Origin of the sequence: Mesorhizobium sp. AR02 (assembly GCF_024746835.1) — a bacterium.
Lineage (GTDB): Bacteria > Pseudomonadota > Alphaproteobacteria > Rhizobiales > Rhizobiaceae > Mesorhizobium.
Genome location: NZ_CP080531.1, coordinates 4,834,066 through 4,851,632, shown reverse-complemented (window position 1 = coordinate 4,851,632; position 17,567 = coordinate 4,834,066). Strand labels below are relative to the sequence as shown.

13 protein-coding genes are annotated in these 17,567 nt (G+C 61.3%); 3 read left to right on the top strand and 10 right to left on the bottom strand.

What is annotated here, in order from left to right:
• Position 1: 1 nt before the first annotated feature.
• From DBIPINDM_RS27620 to DBIPINDM_RS27600, 5 genes are all read right to left on the bottom strand, one after another.
• A complete protein-coding gene (locus DBIPINDM_RS27620) occupies positions 2-1,870 on the bottom strand; it encodes an ABC transporter substrate-binding protein (RefSeq protein WP_416361711.1) in 1,869 nt (622 codons plus the stop codon).
• A 26-nt stretch (positions 1,871-1,896) separates the two neighbouring features.
• Entirely contained in the window at positions 1,897-3,792 is a 1,896-nt protein-coding gene (locus DBIPINDM_RS27615) for an ABC transporter ATP-binding protein (RefSeq protein WP_258582154.1), read from the bottom strand.
• Positions 3,793-3,936: 144 nt separating this feature from the next.
• Positions 3,937-5,277 (bottom strand): adenylate/guanylate cyclase domain-containing protein, encoded by a 1,341-nt coding sequence (locus DBIPINDM_RS27610; protein WP_258589357.1) that lies wholly within the window; start codon positions 5,275-5,277, stop codon positions 3,937-3,939.
• A 224-nt stretch (positions 5,278-5,501) separates the two neighbouring features.
• Positions 5,502-6,845, bottom strand: a complete 1,344-nt coding sequence (locus DBIPINDM_RS27605; RefSeq protein WP_258582153.1) for a nucleotide sugar dehydrogenase — start codon at positions 6,843-6,845, stop codon at positions 5,502-5,504.
• Positions 6,846-6,957: 112 nt separating this feature from the next.
• On the bottom strand, positions 6,958-8,139 hold the full coding sequence (locus DBIPINDM_RS27600; RefSeq protein ID WP_258582152.1) for a DUF3095 domain-containing protein: 1,182 nt from the start codon (positions 8,137-8,139) through the stop codon (positions 6,958-6,960).
• 74 nt (positions 8,140-8,213) lie between these two features.
• On the opposite strand from DBIPINDM_RS27600, the gene DBIPINDM_RS27595 reads away from it, so the two are divergent.
• Positions 8,214-9,302 (top strand): glycosyltransferase family 4 protein, encoded by a 1,089-nt coding sequence (locus DBIPINDM_RS27595; RefSeq protein ID WP_258582151.1) that lies wholly within the window; start codon positions 8,214-8,216, stop codon positions 9,300-9,302.
• Positions 9,299-10,060 carry a polysaccharide deacetylase family protein gene (locus DBIPINDM_RS27590; protein WP_258582150.1) on the top strand — a complete coding sequence of 254 codons (762 nt, stop codon included), beginning with the start codon at positions 9,299-9,301 and terminating at the stop codon, positions 10,058-10,060. The genes DBIPINDM_RS27595 and DBIPINDM_RS27590 overlap by 4 nt, the downstream gene beginning before the upstream one ends.
• Before the next feature lie 63 nt (positions 10,061-10,123).
• Here the strand turns inward: DBIPINDM_RS27590 and DBIPINDM_RS27585 are convergent, their stop codons facing one another.
• From DBIPINDM_RS27585 to DBIPINDM_RS27575, 3 genes are read right to left on the bottom strand one after another with little or no spacing between them, the layout of a single operon-like run.
• Positions 10,124-10,978: an MBL fold metallo-hydrolase gene (locus DBIPINDM_RS27585; protein ID WP_258582149.1), complete on the bottom strand. Its 855-nt coding sequence runs from the start codon at positions 10,976-10,978 to the stop codon at positions 10,124-10,126.
• 23 nt (positions 10,979-11,001) lie between these two features.
• Positions 11,002-11,451 (bottom strand): cyclic nucleotide-binding domain-containing protein, encoded by a 450-nt coding sequence (locus DBIPINDM_RS27580; RefSeq protein ID WP_258582148.1) that lies wholly within the window; start codon positions 11,449-11,451, stop codon positions 11,002-11,004.
• 34 nt (positions 11,452-11,485) lie between these two features.
• Positions 11,486-14,200, bottom strand: a complete 2,715-nt coding sequence (locus tag DBIPINDM_RS27575) for an ABC transporter transmembrane domain-containing protein (protein WP_258582147.1) — start codon at positions 14,198-14,200, stop codon at positions 11,486-11,488.
• A 265-nt stretch (positions 14,201-14,465) separates the two neighbouring features.
• On the opposite strand from DBIPINDM_RS27575, the gene DBIPINDM_RS27570 reads away from it, so the two are divergent.
• Positions 14,466-15,137: a class I SAM-dependent methyltransferase gene (locus DBIPINDM_RS27570; RefSeq protein ID WP_258589356.1), complete on the top strand. Its 672-nt coding sequence runs from the start codon at positions 14,466-14,468 to the stop codon at positions 15,135-15,137.
• Between the two features lie 37 nt (positions 15,138-15,174).
• Here DBIPINDM_RS27570 and DBIPINDM_RS27565 read toward each other — a convergent pair whose 3' ends face one another.
• Together DBIPINDM_RS27565 and DBIPINDM_RS27560 are read right to left on the bottom strand one after the other, a co-directional pair.
• On the bottom strand, positions 15,175-16,326 hold the full coding sequence (locus DBIPINDM_RS27565; RefSeq protein ID WP_258582146.1) for a glycosyltransferase family protein: 1,152 nt from the start codon (positions 16,324-16,326) through the stop codon (positions 15,175-15,177).
• Complete coding sequence (locus DBIPINDM_RS27560; RefSeq protein WP_258582145.1) at positions 16,323-17,567, bottom strand: glycosyltransferase; 1,245 nt, start codon at positions 17,565-17,567, stop codon at positions 16,323-16,325. The genes DBIPINDM_RS27565 and DBIPINDM_RS27560 overlap by 4 nt, the downstream gene beginning before the upstream one ends.

Here is a 17,567-nt window from a genome sequence, read left to right as displayed (position 1 = left end):
CTCAGGTCTCTCCAAGCCAGAATGTATCCGGCATATAGACACCGAAATAGGCAGTCGGGTCGTAGCCGTAGAGCGCCTTGTCAGGCAGGTTGCGCAGCCGAGAGGACGCCAGAACCGGCTGATATGTTGCGTTCACCGTGCCGATCGAAAACACCTGATCGGTGTAGACCGATAGCATTGAATTCCAGATTTCGGCGCGCTCCGCGGCTTCGGTTGATGCGTTCCAGCGCTTGAGCAAAGCCATCAGCTCGACCACGGGCGGAAGATCGGGCGCTTCACCGACCGTGCCATGAGACAAGTAGTGAGCACCCCAGAGCGGCCATTGCAGTTGGTCGTCGATGGTGGGGGCCAACTGGTACGGGTTCATGTCGGCGGTCGGCACGCCGTTGTCGATGCCCGACCACATCGACATCATGATCTCGCCGCCAAGCGCGCGGCTGCGGAAGATGTCTCGCTGCGAAGTCCGGATGAACAGGGCAATGCCGATCTTGCGCCAGTGATCGGTGATGAGTTCGAGCGCGTCGGTTTCCAGGGTACTTTCGCCGGCCGTTTCCACGATGACCTGCGCCGGGCGTCCGTCGGGAAGTATCCGCAAGCCGTCATCGTCACGCCTCTGAAGCCCGACCTCGTCGAGCAGCGCATTGGCCTGGTCGGGATCATGGGCGACCCAGGCTTTCGCGAATTCCGGCCGGTAGAGCGGGCTCTCCGGCAGGACTGTATCGGCACTTTCCTGCGCCAATCCGTAGAACACGGCCATGTTGATCTCGCGCCTGTCCACAGCGAGCGAAAGTGCGCGGCGCACGCGCACGTCACGGAAGAGGTCACGCCACACCTGGTCGGCACAATTCAGATTGGGCAGCAGCGCCAGCCGCGAGCCCTGTGTGCGTTTCCAGAGATGCATCTTCACCGGGTAGCGCTTCTCCGCGTCCTTCAGGAAGGAGTAGTCGGTGAAGTCAATTCCCATGCATTGCAGGTCGCTCTCGCCCGCGCCGGTCTTGGCGGAAATGATCGCCGACGAGCTGACACTCATGACAATCCGGTCAACATAGGGCAGTTGCCGGCCATTCTCGTCTATTCGATGAAAGAACGGGTTGCGCTCGAAGACGAACTGCTCAGCCGGCGGCTTGGTCCGATTCTGCCAGGGATCGAGCGTCGGCAGATCCGGGTTCTCCGGGCGATACTGCCGCGACATGCGGATATGCAAGAGCGTCCATTTCTTGGCCCGGTACTCCTTCATCAGGCCGGCGAGCCGGAATGGATCCTGATATTTCTTGTGGAACTGCTTGAGATAGGCGGCCGGCAGAACAAGCGGTAGCGGCGAAGCAGCGGCGAGCTTTGGCAGGAAGTCGGGATTGGGCGCATCCCAACTATAGCGGACCGTCAACGGATCGACGATCTCGAAGCGAGGCGGCTTGCCGTCCGCCAGGAGGGCCGGGGCGAGCCCGCCTTCCGAAAGCTCATCGTTCAGCCAGACATCTTCCCAACAATAGCGAAAATCCTCCGGCGTCAGCAGGCTACCGTCGGACCATTTATGTCCTTCCCGTATCTTGAAAGTGAAGACGCGATCATTCGCTACATCGAAACTTTCCAGAATGTCGGGTTGCATCTTGAGCTTTTCGTCATAGCCGACCAGCCGAGCATACCCGTAGATCGTCATCATCCGGATATCTTTCTGGCTGCCGATGATCGTGCGCAGCGTGCCGCCATACTGGCCGGGCTGCCGGCCCATCGCAGCGAGATTCAACGCGCGCGGGCTCTTGGGCAGGCGTTCGGCGAGTGCCGGCAGAGCCCTGGCCTTCAACCGCGGTTGAAGAAATTCCGGCTCCAGATCGCCGGCGCGCACCGTGCCCGGCAGAAATGCCGAAGCCATGACGCCAAGGAGGGTGCGCCGGCGGATCAATGGCGTAGCTCGCTGACATCGGCCGAACGTCGGGCCAGCACGAGGTGGCCGCCGCCAAGATCGAGCGGCGACAGCATATCCTCGTCGCCCTCATCGCGGAATTGCGGTCCCCATGCGCTGGTGTCGGAAGCGCCGCTGAGCTTCAGCGTCTTGAAATCCATCGGCCTGTCGAGATCGGGGAAAGGTACCGCGGCGACCAGTGAGCGCGTGTAGGGGTGGATCGGCTTCCTCAGCAGGATTTCGCGCGGCGCAAGCTCGACGATACGCCCGCCGCACATCACCGCGATGCGGTCTGCCATGTAGTCCACCACCGCCAGATTGTGGGATATGAACAGGTAGGTCAGGCCTAGTTCTTTCTGCAGGTCCTTCAGAAGGTTCAGGATCTGCGCCTGGACAGAGACATCGAGCGCCGAAACCGGCTCGTCGCAGATCAGGAGTTCAGGCCCTAGCGCCAACGCGCGCGCGATGCCGATACGCTGACGCTGCCCGCCCGAGAAGCTGTGCGGATAACGCTTGATGAAGCGCGGATCGAGCCCGATTGCCTGCATCAGGCTCTTGACCGTGGCGAGTCGGGACGCGGCATTGCCGCGTTGATGGATTTCCAGCGGCTCGCTCAAGATGTTCTCCACCGTCATGCGAGGTGAAAGCGACGAAACCGGATCCTGGAAGACCATCTGGATTTTCGCGCGCAGCATGCGCAGGGTGTCTCCCTCGGCCTCTAGGACGTCGATTGATCTGTCGCGGCCGTTGAAGACCACGGAGCCGCCGCTAGGGGTGACAGCCCGCATCAGCATCTTGCTGACGGTGGTTTTGCCGGAGCCGCTTTCGCCGACCAGACCCAGGCACTCACCCCGCCTGATATCGAAGCTCACGCCGTCCACGGCGCGAACAGACGTTTGATGATCCCCGCCAAACCATCCGGACTTGCGGATGGTGAAGACCTTTTTCAGATCCCTGACCGACAGCAGGATGTCGTCCGGCCCCTTCGATGCCGGCGCCGTCTGCTTGCCGAGCAGGTTCTCGACATTCACCGGCACCTCGCGGAGCGCCTTTAGCCTTTCGCCGGGCTTCAGGTCGAAATGCGGGACGGCTGCCATCAGGCCCTTCAGGTAAGGGTGGCCCGGCCGGCGGAATATTGCCTCCACAGGTCCCGCTTCCATGATCTCGCCATGGTACATGACCACCACCTCGTCGGCGACATTGGCGACAACGCCGAGGTCGTGCGTGATCAGCAGCATCGCCATGTTCAGCTTGGTCTGAAGCCCGCGCAGCAATTGCAGGATTTGCGCCTGGATGGTGACGTCCAACGCTGTCGTCGGCTCATCGGCGATCAGCAAAGCGGGCCGGCAGATGAGAGCCATGGCGATCATGGCGCGTTGACGCAATCCTCCCGAAAGTTCAAACGGATACATGTCGTAGGCGCGCTTGGGATTGGGAAAGCCGACAAGGCTGAGCATTTCCTCGGTCTGTGCCTTGCGCTCCGCCCGAGCCATGGGCGTATGAATCTGCAGGGATTCGCTGACCTGGTTGCCGATCGTGTGCAGCGGTGACAGTGATGTCATCGGCTCCTGAAAGATCTTGCCAATGCGGCTGCCTCTCAGCGCCCGGATTTCGGGTCCATCACGCGGCATCTGCAGGATATCCTGCGTCGTGCCGGGCTTTTCAGGATCGGAAAACAGGATACGGCCGCGAACATGGGCTGTGTTCGGCAAAATGCCCATCACGGCCTGGCTGAGAACCGATTTTCCGGAACCTGACTCGCCCACAAGCGCGGTAACCTTGCCGGGCAGCACGCGAAGACTTGCGCGCCTGACGGCATGCAACGGCCCCCCGATAATGGCAAAAGAGATGCCAACATCCTCGATCCGCAGCAGATCAAAACCCGAATTCATTCTCACACCAGCCCCACTCTGGCAGTCCAGAAACCGAGACTAGCGCATTGCCAGCTTAGAGCAACTTGGATTCGAAACGGTCGCCAGTGGCGGAACCGACGAACCGGACTGCCTACCAATGGCGTTCGGACCGGATCGTGGCGGTTACTGGAGCTTCGCCGGGTCGCCCGCCGATATCCGCGCGGTATCGCGATGAAGCAGCATGACCTGCTCGGCGTCCGATCTTCGGTCGTGGGCCGGCTCCAGCGCAGCGTCTTCATCGAGTGCGAGAGCACCCGACAGATCGGGTGCAAGCACCGTCAGCTTGTGCTTGATGCCCCGCAGTTCCTCCTTGCCGAGCGTCAACCAGCTGCTGGCGCCGCAGTAGCTGGCGAAGTCTTCGCTGGCGAGAACGCTGTGCGGATATTTCTTGGTCAGGGTCTGTAGGCGCTGGACCTCGTTTACGGCCGAGCCGAAGACAGAGAATGTGAGCCGGTCGGTAAGCCCGACATTGCCGAACATCACATTACCCACATGCAGGCCGATACCAAATTGTATGTCGCCCAGCCCCCGCTCCTTTCTGCGCAGATTGAGATCCATCATGCGCGCGGTGGCCTTGTGCGCTGCCGCAAGAGCAGCCTGGCAGGCGATCTCGGACTGCGAGCGGTGCCTTTCGCAAGGGTAGACGGCGATGAAGCCATCCCCCAGGAAACTCATGATCTGCCCGCCTCTGCGATTGAAAGGTGCAGCAATGGCATCGAAAAACTGGTTCAGCGTATCGATATAGATTTCGCGGCCAGAGGTTTCGGCAAGCCTAGTCGACCCGCGCATATCGCCCATGACCAGTGCGGCCCGGATCGTGTCGCCCTCGCCGCGCTTGATCTGGCCGTCCAGCACGCGCCTGCCGGCGTCGCCGCCGAGATAAGTGGTCATCATGTTGTCGGCGAGCTTGGTGAGCACCGCCATCTTGGTTGCGATAGCGAGATGGTTCTGGATTCGCAGCAGCGCCGCAATCATGCTGTCGCTGAAGCCTGCAGCACTGTCGGTGGACCAAGACCCCATCATGCCCTGACTGGTGTTGCCGCTGAAGGGATGGACGAAAGCCATGTAATCGGTGACGCCCATAAGCTTGAGTTCCTCGAAAACAGGAAACTCCAACGGCACCGACGGCTCGAACCGGCGCCGCAGATGGTCGAGCTTGTTGCTAAGCAGATGGTAGTATGGGCTGGTCAGGAACCTGTCGGACTGCACGCCGCCCTCGTTGCGGAAGCCCTCCACTTCCAGGCCTTGGCCGCGAAACCAGGTGAAGCCAAGCGCGTCATAAAGCGGATGCAGCATCGAAAAGCTCAAATGCACCCGCTTCAGTGGCAGGCCGGCGGCAGCCAGCCGTTCGCAAAAGCCTTTTATCAATGTTTCCAGGTCGTTGCCCGCCAGCGCCGATTGGGTCAGCCAATCGGCAACCTTATCCATGAGAATGGTGGAAATTTCTGCTTGCGCTGTGTTCATGCTGTCTCGAAACCCGTCCATTGATCCGCCATAACTCAGTCCGCCAACGATCCAAAGATAAGCCCCCGAAGTCAACGAGGCTGGCTTCGGCGGCAAAAGCGGCGATGACTGTCCTTGCAGCCAAGGAGCGAGCGCAACTGCATTTATCATTATGTGGCGAGGCTGCCGGCGAAGTGCAATCACGATCCTGACATCGGGCAAAAAATTCGCCGGCTCAGACGCCGTCAGGCCTTCACCACCGTCTCTCGGGCCAGCCCGAGGCGGCCAAAAACATTGCGTGTGTCGACGATCAGAAGGGCGTGATCAGCGATCGTCTGATAGTCGATCGCGTCGTGGTCGGTTGCAACGACGACAGCATCGAAATCCTTTAAGGCCGCCTCGGTCAATTCGACCGAGCAACGCCCCTTGATCGCCATATGCTCCCGTGTGGTCGGGATCTCGGTAACATGCGGATCGTGGAATTCCGCCTTGCCGCCCCATTCCTCGATGAGTTCAATGAGCCGCAGTGAGGGGCTTTCGCGGATGTCGGGCACATTCTTCTTATAGGCTAGCCCGATGATGAGAATGCGCGAGCGGCTGAGCGCTTTGCCGCAGCGCCGGTCCAGTGCCTTCGCCAGTTCATCGACCACATGACGCGGCATGGCCGTGTTGATCTCCGCCGCCAGCTCGATGAAGCGGGTCGGCAGTTCGTATTCGCGCGCCTTCCACGTCAGATAGAAGGGATCGATCGGGACGCAGTGCCCGCCAAGTCCCGGGCCAGGATAGAAAGGCATATAGCCGAAGGGCTTGGTCTTTGCCGCCTCGATCACCTCCCAGATGTCGATGCCCATCGCACCGAGCACGACCTTCAACTCGTTGACGAGGGCTATATTGACCGAGCGGAAGATGTTTTCCGTCAGCTTGACCGCCTCGGCGGTCGCCGTGGTGGAAACCGGAACGACGGTCTCGACCACGTTCTGGTAGAAAGCCTGCACGAGCGTCGCCGCTTCAATGCCGTCGCCTGCCACAACCTTGGGGATCGTCGCGACTACAAAGCTGCGGTTGCCGGGATCCTCGCGTTCGGGCGAGAAGCCGAGGAAGAAGTCTATCTTCGACTGCAAGCCGGTTTCTTCCAGTATGGGCTTGACCACGTCGTCAGTGGTGCCGGGATAGGTGGTCGATTCCAGCACGATCAGCTGGCCGAGACGCAGATGCTTCGCGATGGTGCCTGCCGTGTTCCTGACAAAGGAGAGGTCTGGCTCACGGTGTTTCGTCAGCGGTGTCGGAACGCAGATGATGATGACATCGCAGACGGCCAGTTCGGCAAAGTCCGCGGTGGCGCGGAACCGTCCGCTCGCCACCTGGCTGGCAAGGGCTGTCGACGTCACCGCCTCAATGTAGGATTGGCCGTTGTTCAGGCTCTCGACCTTCTGGGCTTCGATGTCGAAGCCGGAAACCTGGAAGCCGGCGTGTGCGATCGCAACCGCCAGCGGCAACCCGACATAGCCCAGTCCGATCACGCCGACCTGTGCGACGCGCGTCGAAATCCGGTTCAGAAGACTGTCATATGTCGATCGTGAGGCGTCCAAAAAACTGCTTTCCCGTCAATTCGGACAGACTACCCGCGCCCATGGCGGGGCTCACCGGGTCCCAAAGAACCATGGCCGAGGCATATTGCCGAAAATCGATTTCCGCAAGCCGTCATTGGACCGGCGCCTTCGCTTTCAGGCTTGCGGCAGCCATCGCATAGCCGCCGTCGGCGCCATCGATGAAATGAACATGATCGGGCTGCAGCGGCGAGATGACGAGGCAGGTCATCAAGGCCGACTTCTGGCGGTGCAGGCCATAGCTGCAAATGCCCGCCTCTTCCGCCTGTTTCAGCCGGTTCTCGATCCGGTGTAAGACATCCGCGTCAACATCGATGGTCATCTTCAAGCCGTCGTCGAACTTGCGGAAATCCGAATTGCTGGCCACCTCGCGTTTGTAGACCTTCGGATCGAAACGGCCGATCGTCCAGCCAAATCTATCGGTGACAGCCGTAAGCGTCATCAGGAACATCACCCACAGCTTCACCCGCCACCGCCGCCCTGGCGGCGCCGTGGCCCGCGCCTCAACATCGAGGCCGGCGGGCAACAGACTGTAGGCCGGCCCGTCCACCGGCACCGGGTGGCCATCACGCTCCTGCCTGCCGGCAAGGGCGATGATGTCGGACGCCAGAAACTGAAAACCGCGCAAGTCTCGCGAAGCCCCCGGTATGGCTATGATCGAGACGATTTCGCCGTGCCGGGCTTCGATCGGGTTCCAGCGGCAGGAGAGGCCGGTCAGATCCGGCCGCGCGCCGGCCGGCGCAGGGTCGATGCGGTAGCGCCCGGCTTTCATCTCGGCTTCCGCCCAACTGCCGCCACCGCCGGCGAACATGGCATAGAAGGCCGCTTCGGAGGCCTGGAACCTCGCCACGCGAACATCGAAGCCTTGCGCTCTTATGTCCTTTATCGGCACGATTGCCGCACGCAAGGTCAGGTCCAGTTCGTCCGCCACCCATCTCTGGACAGAAGCCAGCGCGTTGCGGGCGATCTCAAGCGCCGAGCCGGGAAACGCCACGAGTGCGCCGTCGCCGCCGAAGACATAGGGAAGATCTTGCCGGCCCAGCGCATTGAGCAGCGCCGAAATGACGCTGGCGCCGGCCATATTGACGGTTTTATAGCGCCCCGCCTCGATCGCCTTGGTCGAGCCGACAATGTCGGCGGTGGCCAGCGCCCAGCCATCGGGCAGAGGCCGATAATTGTCGATATCGGCAACGCTTTCGAACTTTGCGAAGACTGGCAAGGAACCGACAAACGGGTCGGACGCGACAGCTGTTTCCATGAGCATTAGATAGCACATTCCAACGCTTGAAGGTGAAGTCGATCGTGCTTCGAAATTGACTTGCGCAGGCTTTCCGATGATAGGGTCGCGCGATGCGAATTGCCTTCTACGCGCCGCTGAAGTCACCCAATCATCCCGTCGTCTCCGGCGACCGCCAGATGGCACGGATGCTGGTCAAGGCGCTGGAGCACGGAGGGCATAGCGTCGAACTGGCATCTGAGTTGCGCTTCTATCTACGCCAGCCGGAGCCGAAAAGTTTCGATGCGCTCAAGATCGAGGCCGCGGACGAAGCCGCGCGGCTGACAAGGCTTTGGCACCGTCAGGGCAAGCCCGATCTCTGGTTCACCTACCATCCCTATTACAAGGCGCCCGACCTGATCGGACCCGAACTGGCGTCGGCCTTTGCTGTTCCCTATGTGACAGCGGAAGCCTCCTATTCGAGGCGACGCAACGCCGGCTTGTGGGCCGATAGCCAGGCGTTGGTGGCGCGAGCCATCGAAAAGGCGGCGCTGAACATCTGCTTCACCCAAAGGGATCGCCAGGGGCTGACAGATGCGATTCCCCAGGCCGTTTTCGATATGCTTTCGCCCTTCATCGACACATCGGCATTCCGCGACATGCCGTCACGGAGTTGTCCGACGCGCCTCGTTACCGTCGCCATGATGCGCCCGGGCGACAAAGTCGAAAGCTATCGCATGCTGGCGCAAGCCCTCGGCTCGATCGACCACCTGCCCTGGACCATGTCGGTCGTCGGGGACGGGCCTGCCCGTGACGAGGTCAAAGCGCAATTCGCCGGCTTGCCCGCCGACCGTATCGAATGGCTTGGCGCGATCGAGCCGGCCGCCGTGCCGGATGTTCTTTACAGCGGGGGAATCTACGTCTGGCCGGGTTACGGCGAGGCCTATGGCGTTGCCTATCTTGAAGCACAGGCCGCCGGCCTTCCGGTGGTGGCTCAGGACATCGCCGGCGTGCCGGAGGTCGTGCGGGATGGCCAGACCGGGTTTCTCACCCCGCCGGGCGATGTCGCGGCGTTCGCTTTCGCCATTGAAAGGCTTCTGACCCGTAACAACGAAAGAACCATGATGGCCGCAGAAGCCAGGCGTTTCGTCCTCGAAGAACGTTCCCTCGGTGGCGCGGCGGCGCGTCTGGCCGACCTTTTCAAGAAGATTCCGGTCTCATGACAACCGATCCGATCTGGCAGCCCTTGGTGGAAGAACTGGCGCGCCGGCAACGGGCGGGCTGCAAGGCGGAGTTCTGGCTACGCGACGACGACGCCGTGGATCCGACGCCGGCGCTTGATCGGTTGCTCGACCTCACCGGTGAATTCGCGGTTCCGGTCACTCTGGCCGTCATTCCGTCCCAGACCGACGAGAAGCTTGTCGTCCGGCTTGACGAAGCACCGCAGGCCACGGTCGCCATCCATGGCTGGGCGCACCGAAATCATGCACCCGGGGACCAGAAAAAGCAGGAGCTCGGCGTGCATCGGCCACGCGAGGCGGTGCTCGATGAGCTGGCTCGCGGACTGTCGCACATAGCCGGACTGCACGGCACACGTGCTGTTCCGATGCTGGTGCCGCCCTGGAACAGGATCGACGCCGGCATGGTATCCGACCTTGGATCGATAGGGTTTGCGGCATTGTCGGTCTTCGGGCCGCCGAAGCCGGCTTCCCTGGCGGTCATCAACAGCAATGTCGACATCATGGATTGGCATGGCACGCGCGGCTGCCGCGACCATGGCCTGTTGGTTCAGGCCATCATCGCGCAATTGCAGCAAGCATTCGACGGCGGCGAACCGGTCGGCCTGCTCACCCATCATCTCGTCCATGATGAATCGGCCTGGCTTTTCCTCGAACGGCTGTTCGCAGTCACCGCGCGGACCGAAGCCTGCGCATGGCTTCCGATCCGGACATTGATTGGGCGCAGCGTCGCTGGAGCATGATCCCGAAAAGTGGCATCCGATTTTCGGATAAGATCATGCTCAAACAAGGAGAGGAAAAATAGCTCAGCGCTTTTTGTGCAATGAGACCGGGAGTTGGAGCGTTTGGCCATCCCGCGCCGCAAAAGCGCCGGCAAACCTGTCCTTGGCCAGTTTCTCCATCGCATCCAGTTGCTCGTCGGTGCGTGTCGGATCGTGGTGAAACAGCGCGAGCCCCCGCGCACCGGCCGCCTCACAGAGTTTGACGCCCTGTTGCCATGTCGAGTGCCCGTTCCCGCGACGGCGTTCCATTTCCTTCTCGGTGTAGGTGCAATCGTAGATGACGAGGTCGGCATCTCTAATCAGGCCGAGCACCGACTGATCGAGTGTGTCCGGCTCGTGCTCGGTGTCTGTGATCACCGCCACGACGCGACCGCCCCATTCGACCCGGTAGCCTATGCAGCCGCCCGGATGGGTTAGACTGCCGGTCCGAACCACCACCCCTTCGCGCGGCCGAAGCACGTCTCCGGACACGAAATCGCGGCAGTCGAGCTTTGCCTTGCAGACGTCCATTTTCACCGGAAACCACGGCGGCCGTATGAACTCATCGATCATCTGCCGGGTCGTCATGCGTCCTGCAAGATGCCCGGACCAAACCGTAAGCTTGACGCTTGGGTCAAAGATCGGCGCAAAAGCCGGCAGCCCGATGATGTGATCGTAATGGCAATGGGTGAAAAACAGGTCGAAATCGGTCACATCTGCCGCCTGAAACGCCCTGCCGGCAGGCCGCAGGCCCGAGCCAGCGTCGAACAGAAGCGTATGCTTGCCGCATCGCATCTCGATGCAGTTTGTGTTGCCGCCATAGCGAACGAATTCTGGCCCGGATACCGCTATGCTGCCGCGCACGCCCCAAAATCTGACCTGGAAAAAATCGTCGTCCATGCTACTTTTCGCCCATCGTAGCTCTAGGCGGTGGTTCGTGCGTCGATCAGATCCGCGGTCGTATGGCTTAGCCGATCGGCAAGAACCCGCAATATCTCGATGGTCATTTCCGGGAACTCCTTCATAAGCCTCAGGAAATGATCCTTGCGGATTCTCAAGGCCTCCAGATCACTTGCCGCTCTGACGGTGGCAGTGCGGGAGCTGTTGCACAATATGGCGATCTCGCCGACGATCGAATTTGGCAGCAGTTCGGCAACTTTTATCGGCCCGCTGTCGGAATCGACCAGAATATCCGCCCTGCCCGAAAGGATGACATAGGCGGCGTCTGCCTCGTCGCCCTGCCGGAAGAGGATCTGGCCGGCGCTGTAGCTCACGCGATCGGATGTGAACGCGAGCAGCTTGAGCTTTGCCGGCTCGATGCCAGAGAACAAGGGAACGCGTTGCAGCATTCCAACTTCATCCTTGAGCAGCATTGTCGCAAACCTTCCTAAATTCGCGTCTGCCAGACTATGACAGAAGTTCCTTGAAGATACCGTTCCCTGCCAAAAGTGTCTCGTGCGTACCGTCCTCCACCAATTGGCCTGAGTCAAAGACGATAACGCGATCGAACATCATCGCCATTGCCGGACTCGTCACGACCCACACAATTGCCGGCGCATGGTCGTCGCGTCTGGCTTCCTCGAGCACGTTTCGCAGCACCTTGTCCTGAATGCGCTGGTCGAGCGCCGACAGCGGTCGGTTGAGAATGAGAAAATCGGGACGCTTGAGCAGGGCCCGGGCAACATCGAGCTTCTGTCGCTGTCCACCGGTCAGCCGCCTGCCGCCGGCGCCGACGTTGAAGTCCAGGCCGACATCCAGAAGCTCGGCATAAAGTCCCAGCTCGTCAAGAATGTCATAGACGATGGAGCGTATGCGGTCCGGCGCGTCGGGATGGTTGTTGCCCACACGCCCGAACAGGACATTGTCCATGACGGTGGCCGCGGCAATGTATTTGGCAGGATCATACCGTTCGATCGCACCCTGCAGCTCGGACGGCAGGTTTTCATAAAACTGGTTGCGTGCGGCGACGATCTTGCTCATCAACTCGTCGCTCAGCAGACCGAAGCGGTGCCGGGGCTCGATATAGGCAAAGCTCAAGGTGATGATCATGGCCCGGTCGGCCTCCGAAACCACCTCGTAGGGACGGTTCTTGAGCCGCTGCAGCAAGGTCTCGTAGGCGGGTATCTCCTCGGCGCTCATGAAGGCGAGCTGCTGGAAGAACTGGTGATCGGGCGGCAGGTCTGCAAACAGCTCGATCGCCTGTTCGGCGATCTCCATGCCCATTTCGTAGAGCGTGCGGTCGAGGCCGGCTTGCTTCAGCACAGAAGCAAAATAGGGATTGGCCGCCAGTGCCTTGTCGGCCAGTTCGGGGCCGGCGGCAGCGCCGAAGAGCAGGTTCTGGCCGATCGTCGCTTCGGTGTTGTAAGCGCCCGGCTCGAAAGGAACCACCAGTTCGCGCAGCCCTTCCTGTTCCAGCCGGGTTCGCAGCGCTGCACGCAGTTCGACGATCCGCCCGGCAAGTTTCGTGTGACGCGTGAGGTCGGCCGAAGAGCGCAAGCCAAGATCCAGAATGTCGCGCGACAGAAGCACCGCGTCGAGCACCCGGCGCACCGCTTCAAAGAGGTCGTGCGGGCCGGTAGCACCGGCGGAAGCATAGTCGATCCAGTCGCTATGGGTATCGAAATCCGGATTGCCCGACCGGCGCGCCTCGTCGATGTTCCAGCGCTGCTGGTCTGCCGCGGCGCCGTCATAAGTCACCGATGTCAGCGGCGCATGCTTCAGCCCGTAGAGCAGGTTATCGCGCAGGCTTGCGTGGAACAGGAAAACATCCGACGAGGCGTAGGACATCCGCCGGCCGGTCACTGCTTCGGGGAGTTCAAGCAGGTCATCGGCGCCCGAAGCGACCTTTCCGCTTTCCGGCCAGTTCAGCCGCGCGAAGGCTTCTGCCAGCGCCTCCGCTCCACCTGTTGAGGTGCTGACCAGCGCCACCGTCTCACCCGGCGTGACCTGCATGGAGATACGGTTGAGGAGCATTGCACCGCCATCGTCTGCTATGGACAGACCGACCGCCGACAGCGGGTTTGTCATCGGACCAGGATCGTCGATCGTCAGTGCCCCGATTCCCGGCGCTATGATATCCTCGACGGTGAACTGTTCAACGACCTGCTGATATTTGACCTGGACATCCTGCCGATCCTGATCCCAGTCGATCAGTTCCTTCATCGGTCCGGGCAGGTCCTTGTAGGCGCCGATCACGGCCACGAGCTGGCCGACGTCCAGCCGGCCCCCGATGACCAGATACCCGCCGATCATGTAGAACAGAAAGGGCGTGAGCTGCGCGAGAAAATTGTTGAGGAACTTTACCATGAACTTCCATTGGTAAAGATCGAAGCGGATCTTGAAGATGAGCCCGAGCCGGGCAGCTATGTCGGCGCGCTCGTAGTTTGACGTGTCGTGGACGTGAACCGCGCCGATGCCGTCGACGATTTCGCCAACCCGGCCCGAAAGCGCGCGCGCCGTCAATTGCCGTTGGCGCCCGAGCACGATCAGCCGCCGCCGCATTCGCGGGATGAGCACGATCTGGATCGCCACGATCACGAGCGCTATCGTTCCGAGCCAGACGTTCTGGACCATGATGAACAACATGGCTGTCAGCGCCTGGCCGCCGAGCAGCACCGGCTGCAGGAATGCATCGCCGATGAAGCCGCCCAGCGGCTCCACCTCGTCCTTCACCATGGTCGCCACTTCGGCCGATTTCACCCGCTTGAAGTAAATCGGCGGAAACCGCAGCACACGATCGACCAGATCGAAGCGGATACGCCGCAGCATGCGTTCGCCGAGGCGGCCCTTGTAGGTGTTGATGTAGAGTTTGAACAGGCCGTTGATGACGACCAGCAAGAGGAACACGAGGCTCAGGGCAAGCAGCGTCGCCGTCCGGTCGAGTTGAAAACCGGAGAAGAACTGGACCTCGCCAATGAACGGCAGATTATAGTGCAGCCGCATGAATGGCAGTGTCGCGCCCGGTTGCTCGAACCCCTTGCCCTGGATCGGGCCGTTGACGATCAGCTTCGGCAGGTCGAAGGACATGAAGTACGGGATCATCGAAAGCAAGACGATCATCAATATCCAGATCTGCTGCTTCCTGGTGTGCTTCCAGATATAGCGGGCTAGGCTGGGTTCCATATGCGACTGTAGGTCCTTCAGTTGGCAGGATGCAGGATGCAAAGGCACCTGCCGGCGAAGGGCGTATCGGCAATGTCTTCGTCGCCAACGACAAACTCGAAGCCGCAATGCATGCAGGACACCAACGGTCCGGACAGATGCAACCGGCTCTCTCCGGGCAACGGCGAAGCGGCTAACAGCATAATCATGTCCGCGGATCAAACAGCCTTGCAAGGGGCAAGATTGCGTTGTGTCGCCCGAAATCCCACCCTACAAGACGAATATGATGGATGTCACGCAACCACGCAATGCCGGCATGGACGGGCACGAGCAAGCCCTGGACCTCACACGGGGAATTGCTGCCTATGTCAACCACCCTCTCGTGGCCGGGCTGGCGCGCGTCATCGCCAAGCATCCGACGGCCGATATCGCCAACGCCTTCAACCACAAGCAGGTCGCCTGCAAGATGTGGGCGCTCGACAAGCTGTTCGAAAGCGACGGCGGCCGGTTCGGGCGCATATGGGTTCTGGGCGGATGGTACGGCGTATTGCCGGCAATGCTTTTCAACGACGCCCGTTTCGACATCGCGGCGATCGACAGCATCGACATCGATCCCGAAGTCGGGCCGGTCGCACGGACCCTCAACCGGGAAGCCGGCGACCGCTTCCGGGCGCTGACGGAAGATATGTACGCACTAGACTATGCGGCCGGGCGGCCCGACCTGGTGGTCAATACGAGCTGCGAACACATAGCCGATCTCAGCGCCTGGCTTGCCCTGCTTCCGCGAGGCACGAATGTGCTGCTGCAATCGAACGATTATTTCAGCGAGCCGACGCACATCAACTGCGTGCCTTCACTTGCAGCCTTCGAAGCCATGGCGGCGCTGCGGGAGATCAGCTTCTCCGGCGAACTGCCGACAAAAAAATACACGCGCTTCATGCTCATTGGAACTGTTTGAAGCGCGTTGCGCGAATCGAACCCAGACGCGGCCTACGTCAGGATCTCGGGGACCAGGTTCGATACCGGTCGCGCAGAATCTGCGCCGAGCGACGCGCGCCTTCCAGATCGAGACTATGCGAGGTTGGCGCCGGCCTCGCAAGCGCCTGTTTAACCGCTTGCGCCAGACCTTCAGGCGTCAGGTCCTTTTCCGTCAGTACCGTTGCAAGACCGAGCTCTTCGAGCATCAGGGCGCGAACCGTCTGTTCGGTTTCCCCGCTGGCTGCAAAGGGAACGAGCAGCGAGCGACACCCCGCGCGCAGGATATCGCAGACCGTGTTGTAGCCCGCCTGCGAGACCGACAGCCGGGCGCCAGCCAGCAGGCTGGCGAAATCCTCGCGGAACCGGAAGATGGACAGGCCCGGGGTGGCATCGCCTGCAATCGCGTCAAACTCGTCTTTCGGCAGGTTCGGGCCGGTGATCAGACACCATTTCCAGGCGTTGTCGGCATTGCGCGCCGCTGCGATGGTGGACCGGACAAGGCTCTTTCCCGCAGCCCCGCCGCCAACCGACACCAGAACGTCGAAGCGCTCGGAGGCCGCGGGCGCCCGCGGTGCGGCAACGAGCCCTGTGTAGGCGACCTCGGCCCTGATCGCCCCGGCCGGTGGAAATGTCTTGTCGATGGTTGCGAAAGCCGGATCGCCATGGACCATGACAAGGTCGAAATGCCTGTTGACGAGATCGACCGTTTCCTCGTTTCGGCCCGGCTTGACGCGCTCCTGAAGGATGTCGCGCACGGACGTCGCCAAAAGCGGTCTGGGCGACGTCGCTTCGATGGCCTCGATCAGCGGCAAGAGTTCGAAACGCATCTGCCGGCGCCCAAAGGGAAACGCCTCGACAATGACGATATCAGGCCTGCAATCCCGAAATGCCTGCAGCAACATCTCGGAGCGCGATTTCTTGAAATCATCGTCGATGGGTTTGCCCTGCAGGTCGACAAGCCCGGAAAATCCTTCATCTCCGGAGGTGACAGGCGGCAAAGTTACAGATTTTACACCCGGTCCCGGAAACCCCGCGATCGGCGCTCCGCCGGTCACGACGGTTACGTCAAACCCGTCATCGGCCAGAGCAGCCGCAATGCGGCTGGCGCGCGCGAGATGGCCGATGCCGAGCAGGTGCTGGACATAGAAGAAAGCGCGCAGCCGCTTCATTCGGCGGCCCGCCACTCCCGCTCGAACAGGTCCTTGAGCTGTCCAATGCTTGCCACATGATCGAAATTGCCGCGCACGCGCCGCTCTGCGGCGTCGCCGAGGCGGGCGCGCAGCACGGGATCACGGATCAGGCGCTCCAGCGCCTGTGCCAGGGCAATCGGGTTTTCCGTGGGAACCAGCAGCCCGGTTTCATCCGGCGATAGAAGCTCCGGCACGCCGGAAATATCCGTCGACAAGCAGGCAAGCCGCTGGCTGGCCGCCTCCACCAGAACATTCGGCAGACCGTCCCGGTCGCCATTTGCGGTGATCCTGCAGGCTAGGGCGAAGATGTCGGCGCAGCGGTAGTGCTCAAGCACCTCCTCCTGCGCAAGCGCGCCTTTCCAAGAGACGCGACCATCCAGTCCGAGCTTTCGCGCCAGTGCCTTGAGCCCTTCCAGTTCCTCGCCGCCGCCGATATGCTCGAAACGCCACGCCAAATCACCCGGCAAGAGGGCAAGGGCCTCCAGCAAGGTATCGTAACCTTTCTTTTCAACGGCGCGCCCGACACTCAGAACGACAACCGGTTCGTCCTGCGCCGAGCCGTCATGCCGTTTCCGCGTCTCGCCGAAACTGCCGAAGCGATCAAGGTCGAGCCCATGATAGCTCAGATGCACAGACGAGTTGCCGTTAGCGAGTTTTTTCAGACGGTCGAAACCGACTTTCGTGCAAGTGACCGTCCAGCGCGCCGAGGCAAGCTTGCCAACCAGATCCCAGTCCGCCGAAGTCCAGATGTCCTTGGCATGGGCCGAGCAGCTCCAGGGCAGGCCACGAAGCTGGCTGGCATAGCGCGTCACCGATGCCGGCGTGTGCGCGAAATGTGCATGCAGCCAACCCGCGTCTTCCGGCCATTCGGCGGCCAGCACGAGCGCTTGCCCGAAGCGGCGCACGCGATTGCGCGTAAAGTCGCGGGGGATATCGGCCGCCAGCGATCCGAGAGCGCGCCAGAAGCCCGGCCGCAGCAGACAAGCAAACAGCGAGCGAACCACGCGCAACGGCTCTTCATGCAGATATTCCGGCAGATAATGGACGGGCGCTTTGATCTCGTCATGCACGGGGTGGCGTCTTGCGTCGGTCGGCCGCCTGAGCGCGACGAGTATCAGGTCGAACCCCGCACGCTCCAGACCGAGCAGTTCCTGAGCGATGAAGGTTTCCGACAGCCGCGGATAGCCCTTCAGAACCACGACGATCTTGCGATGTTGCAA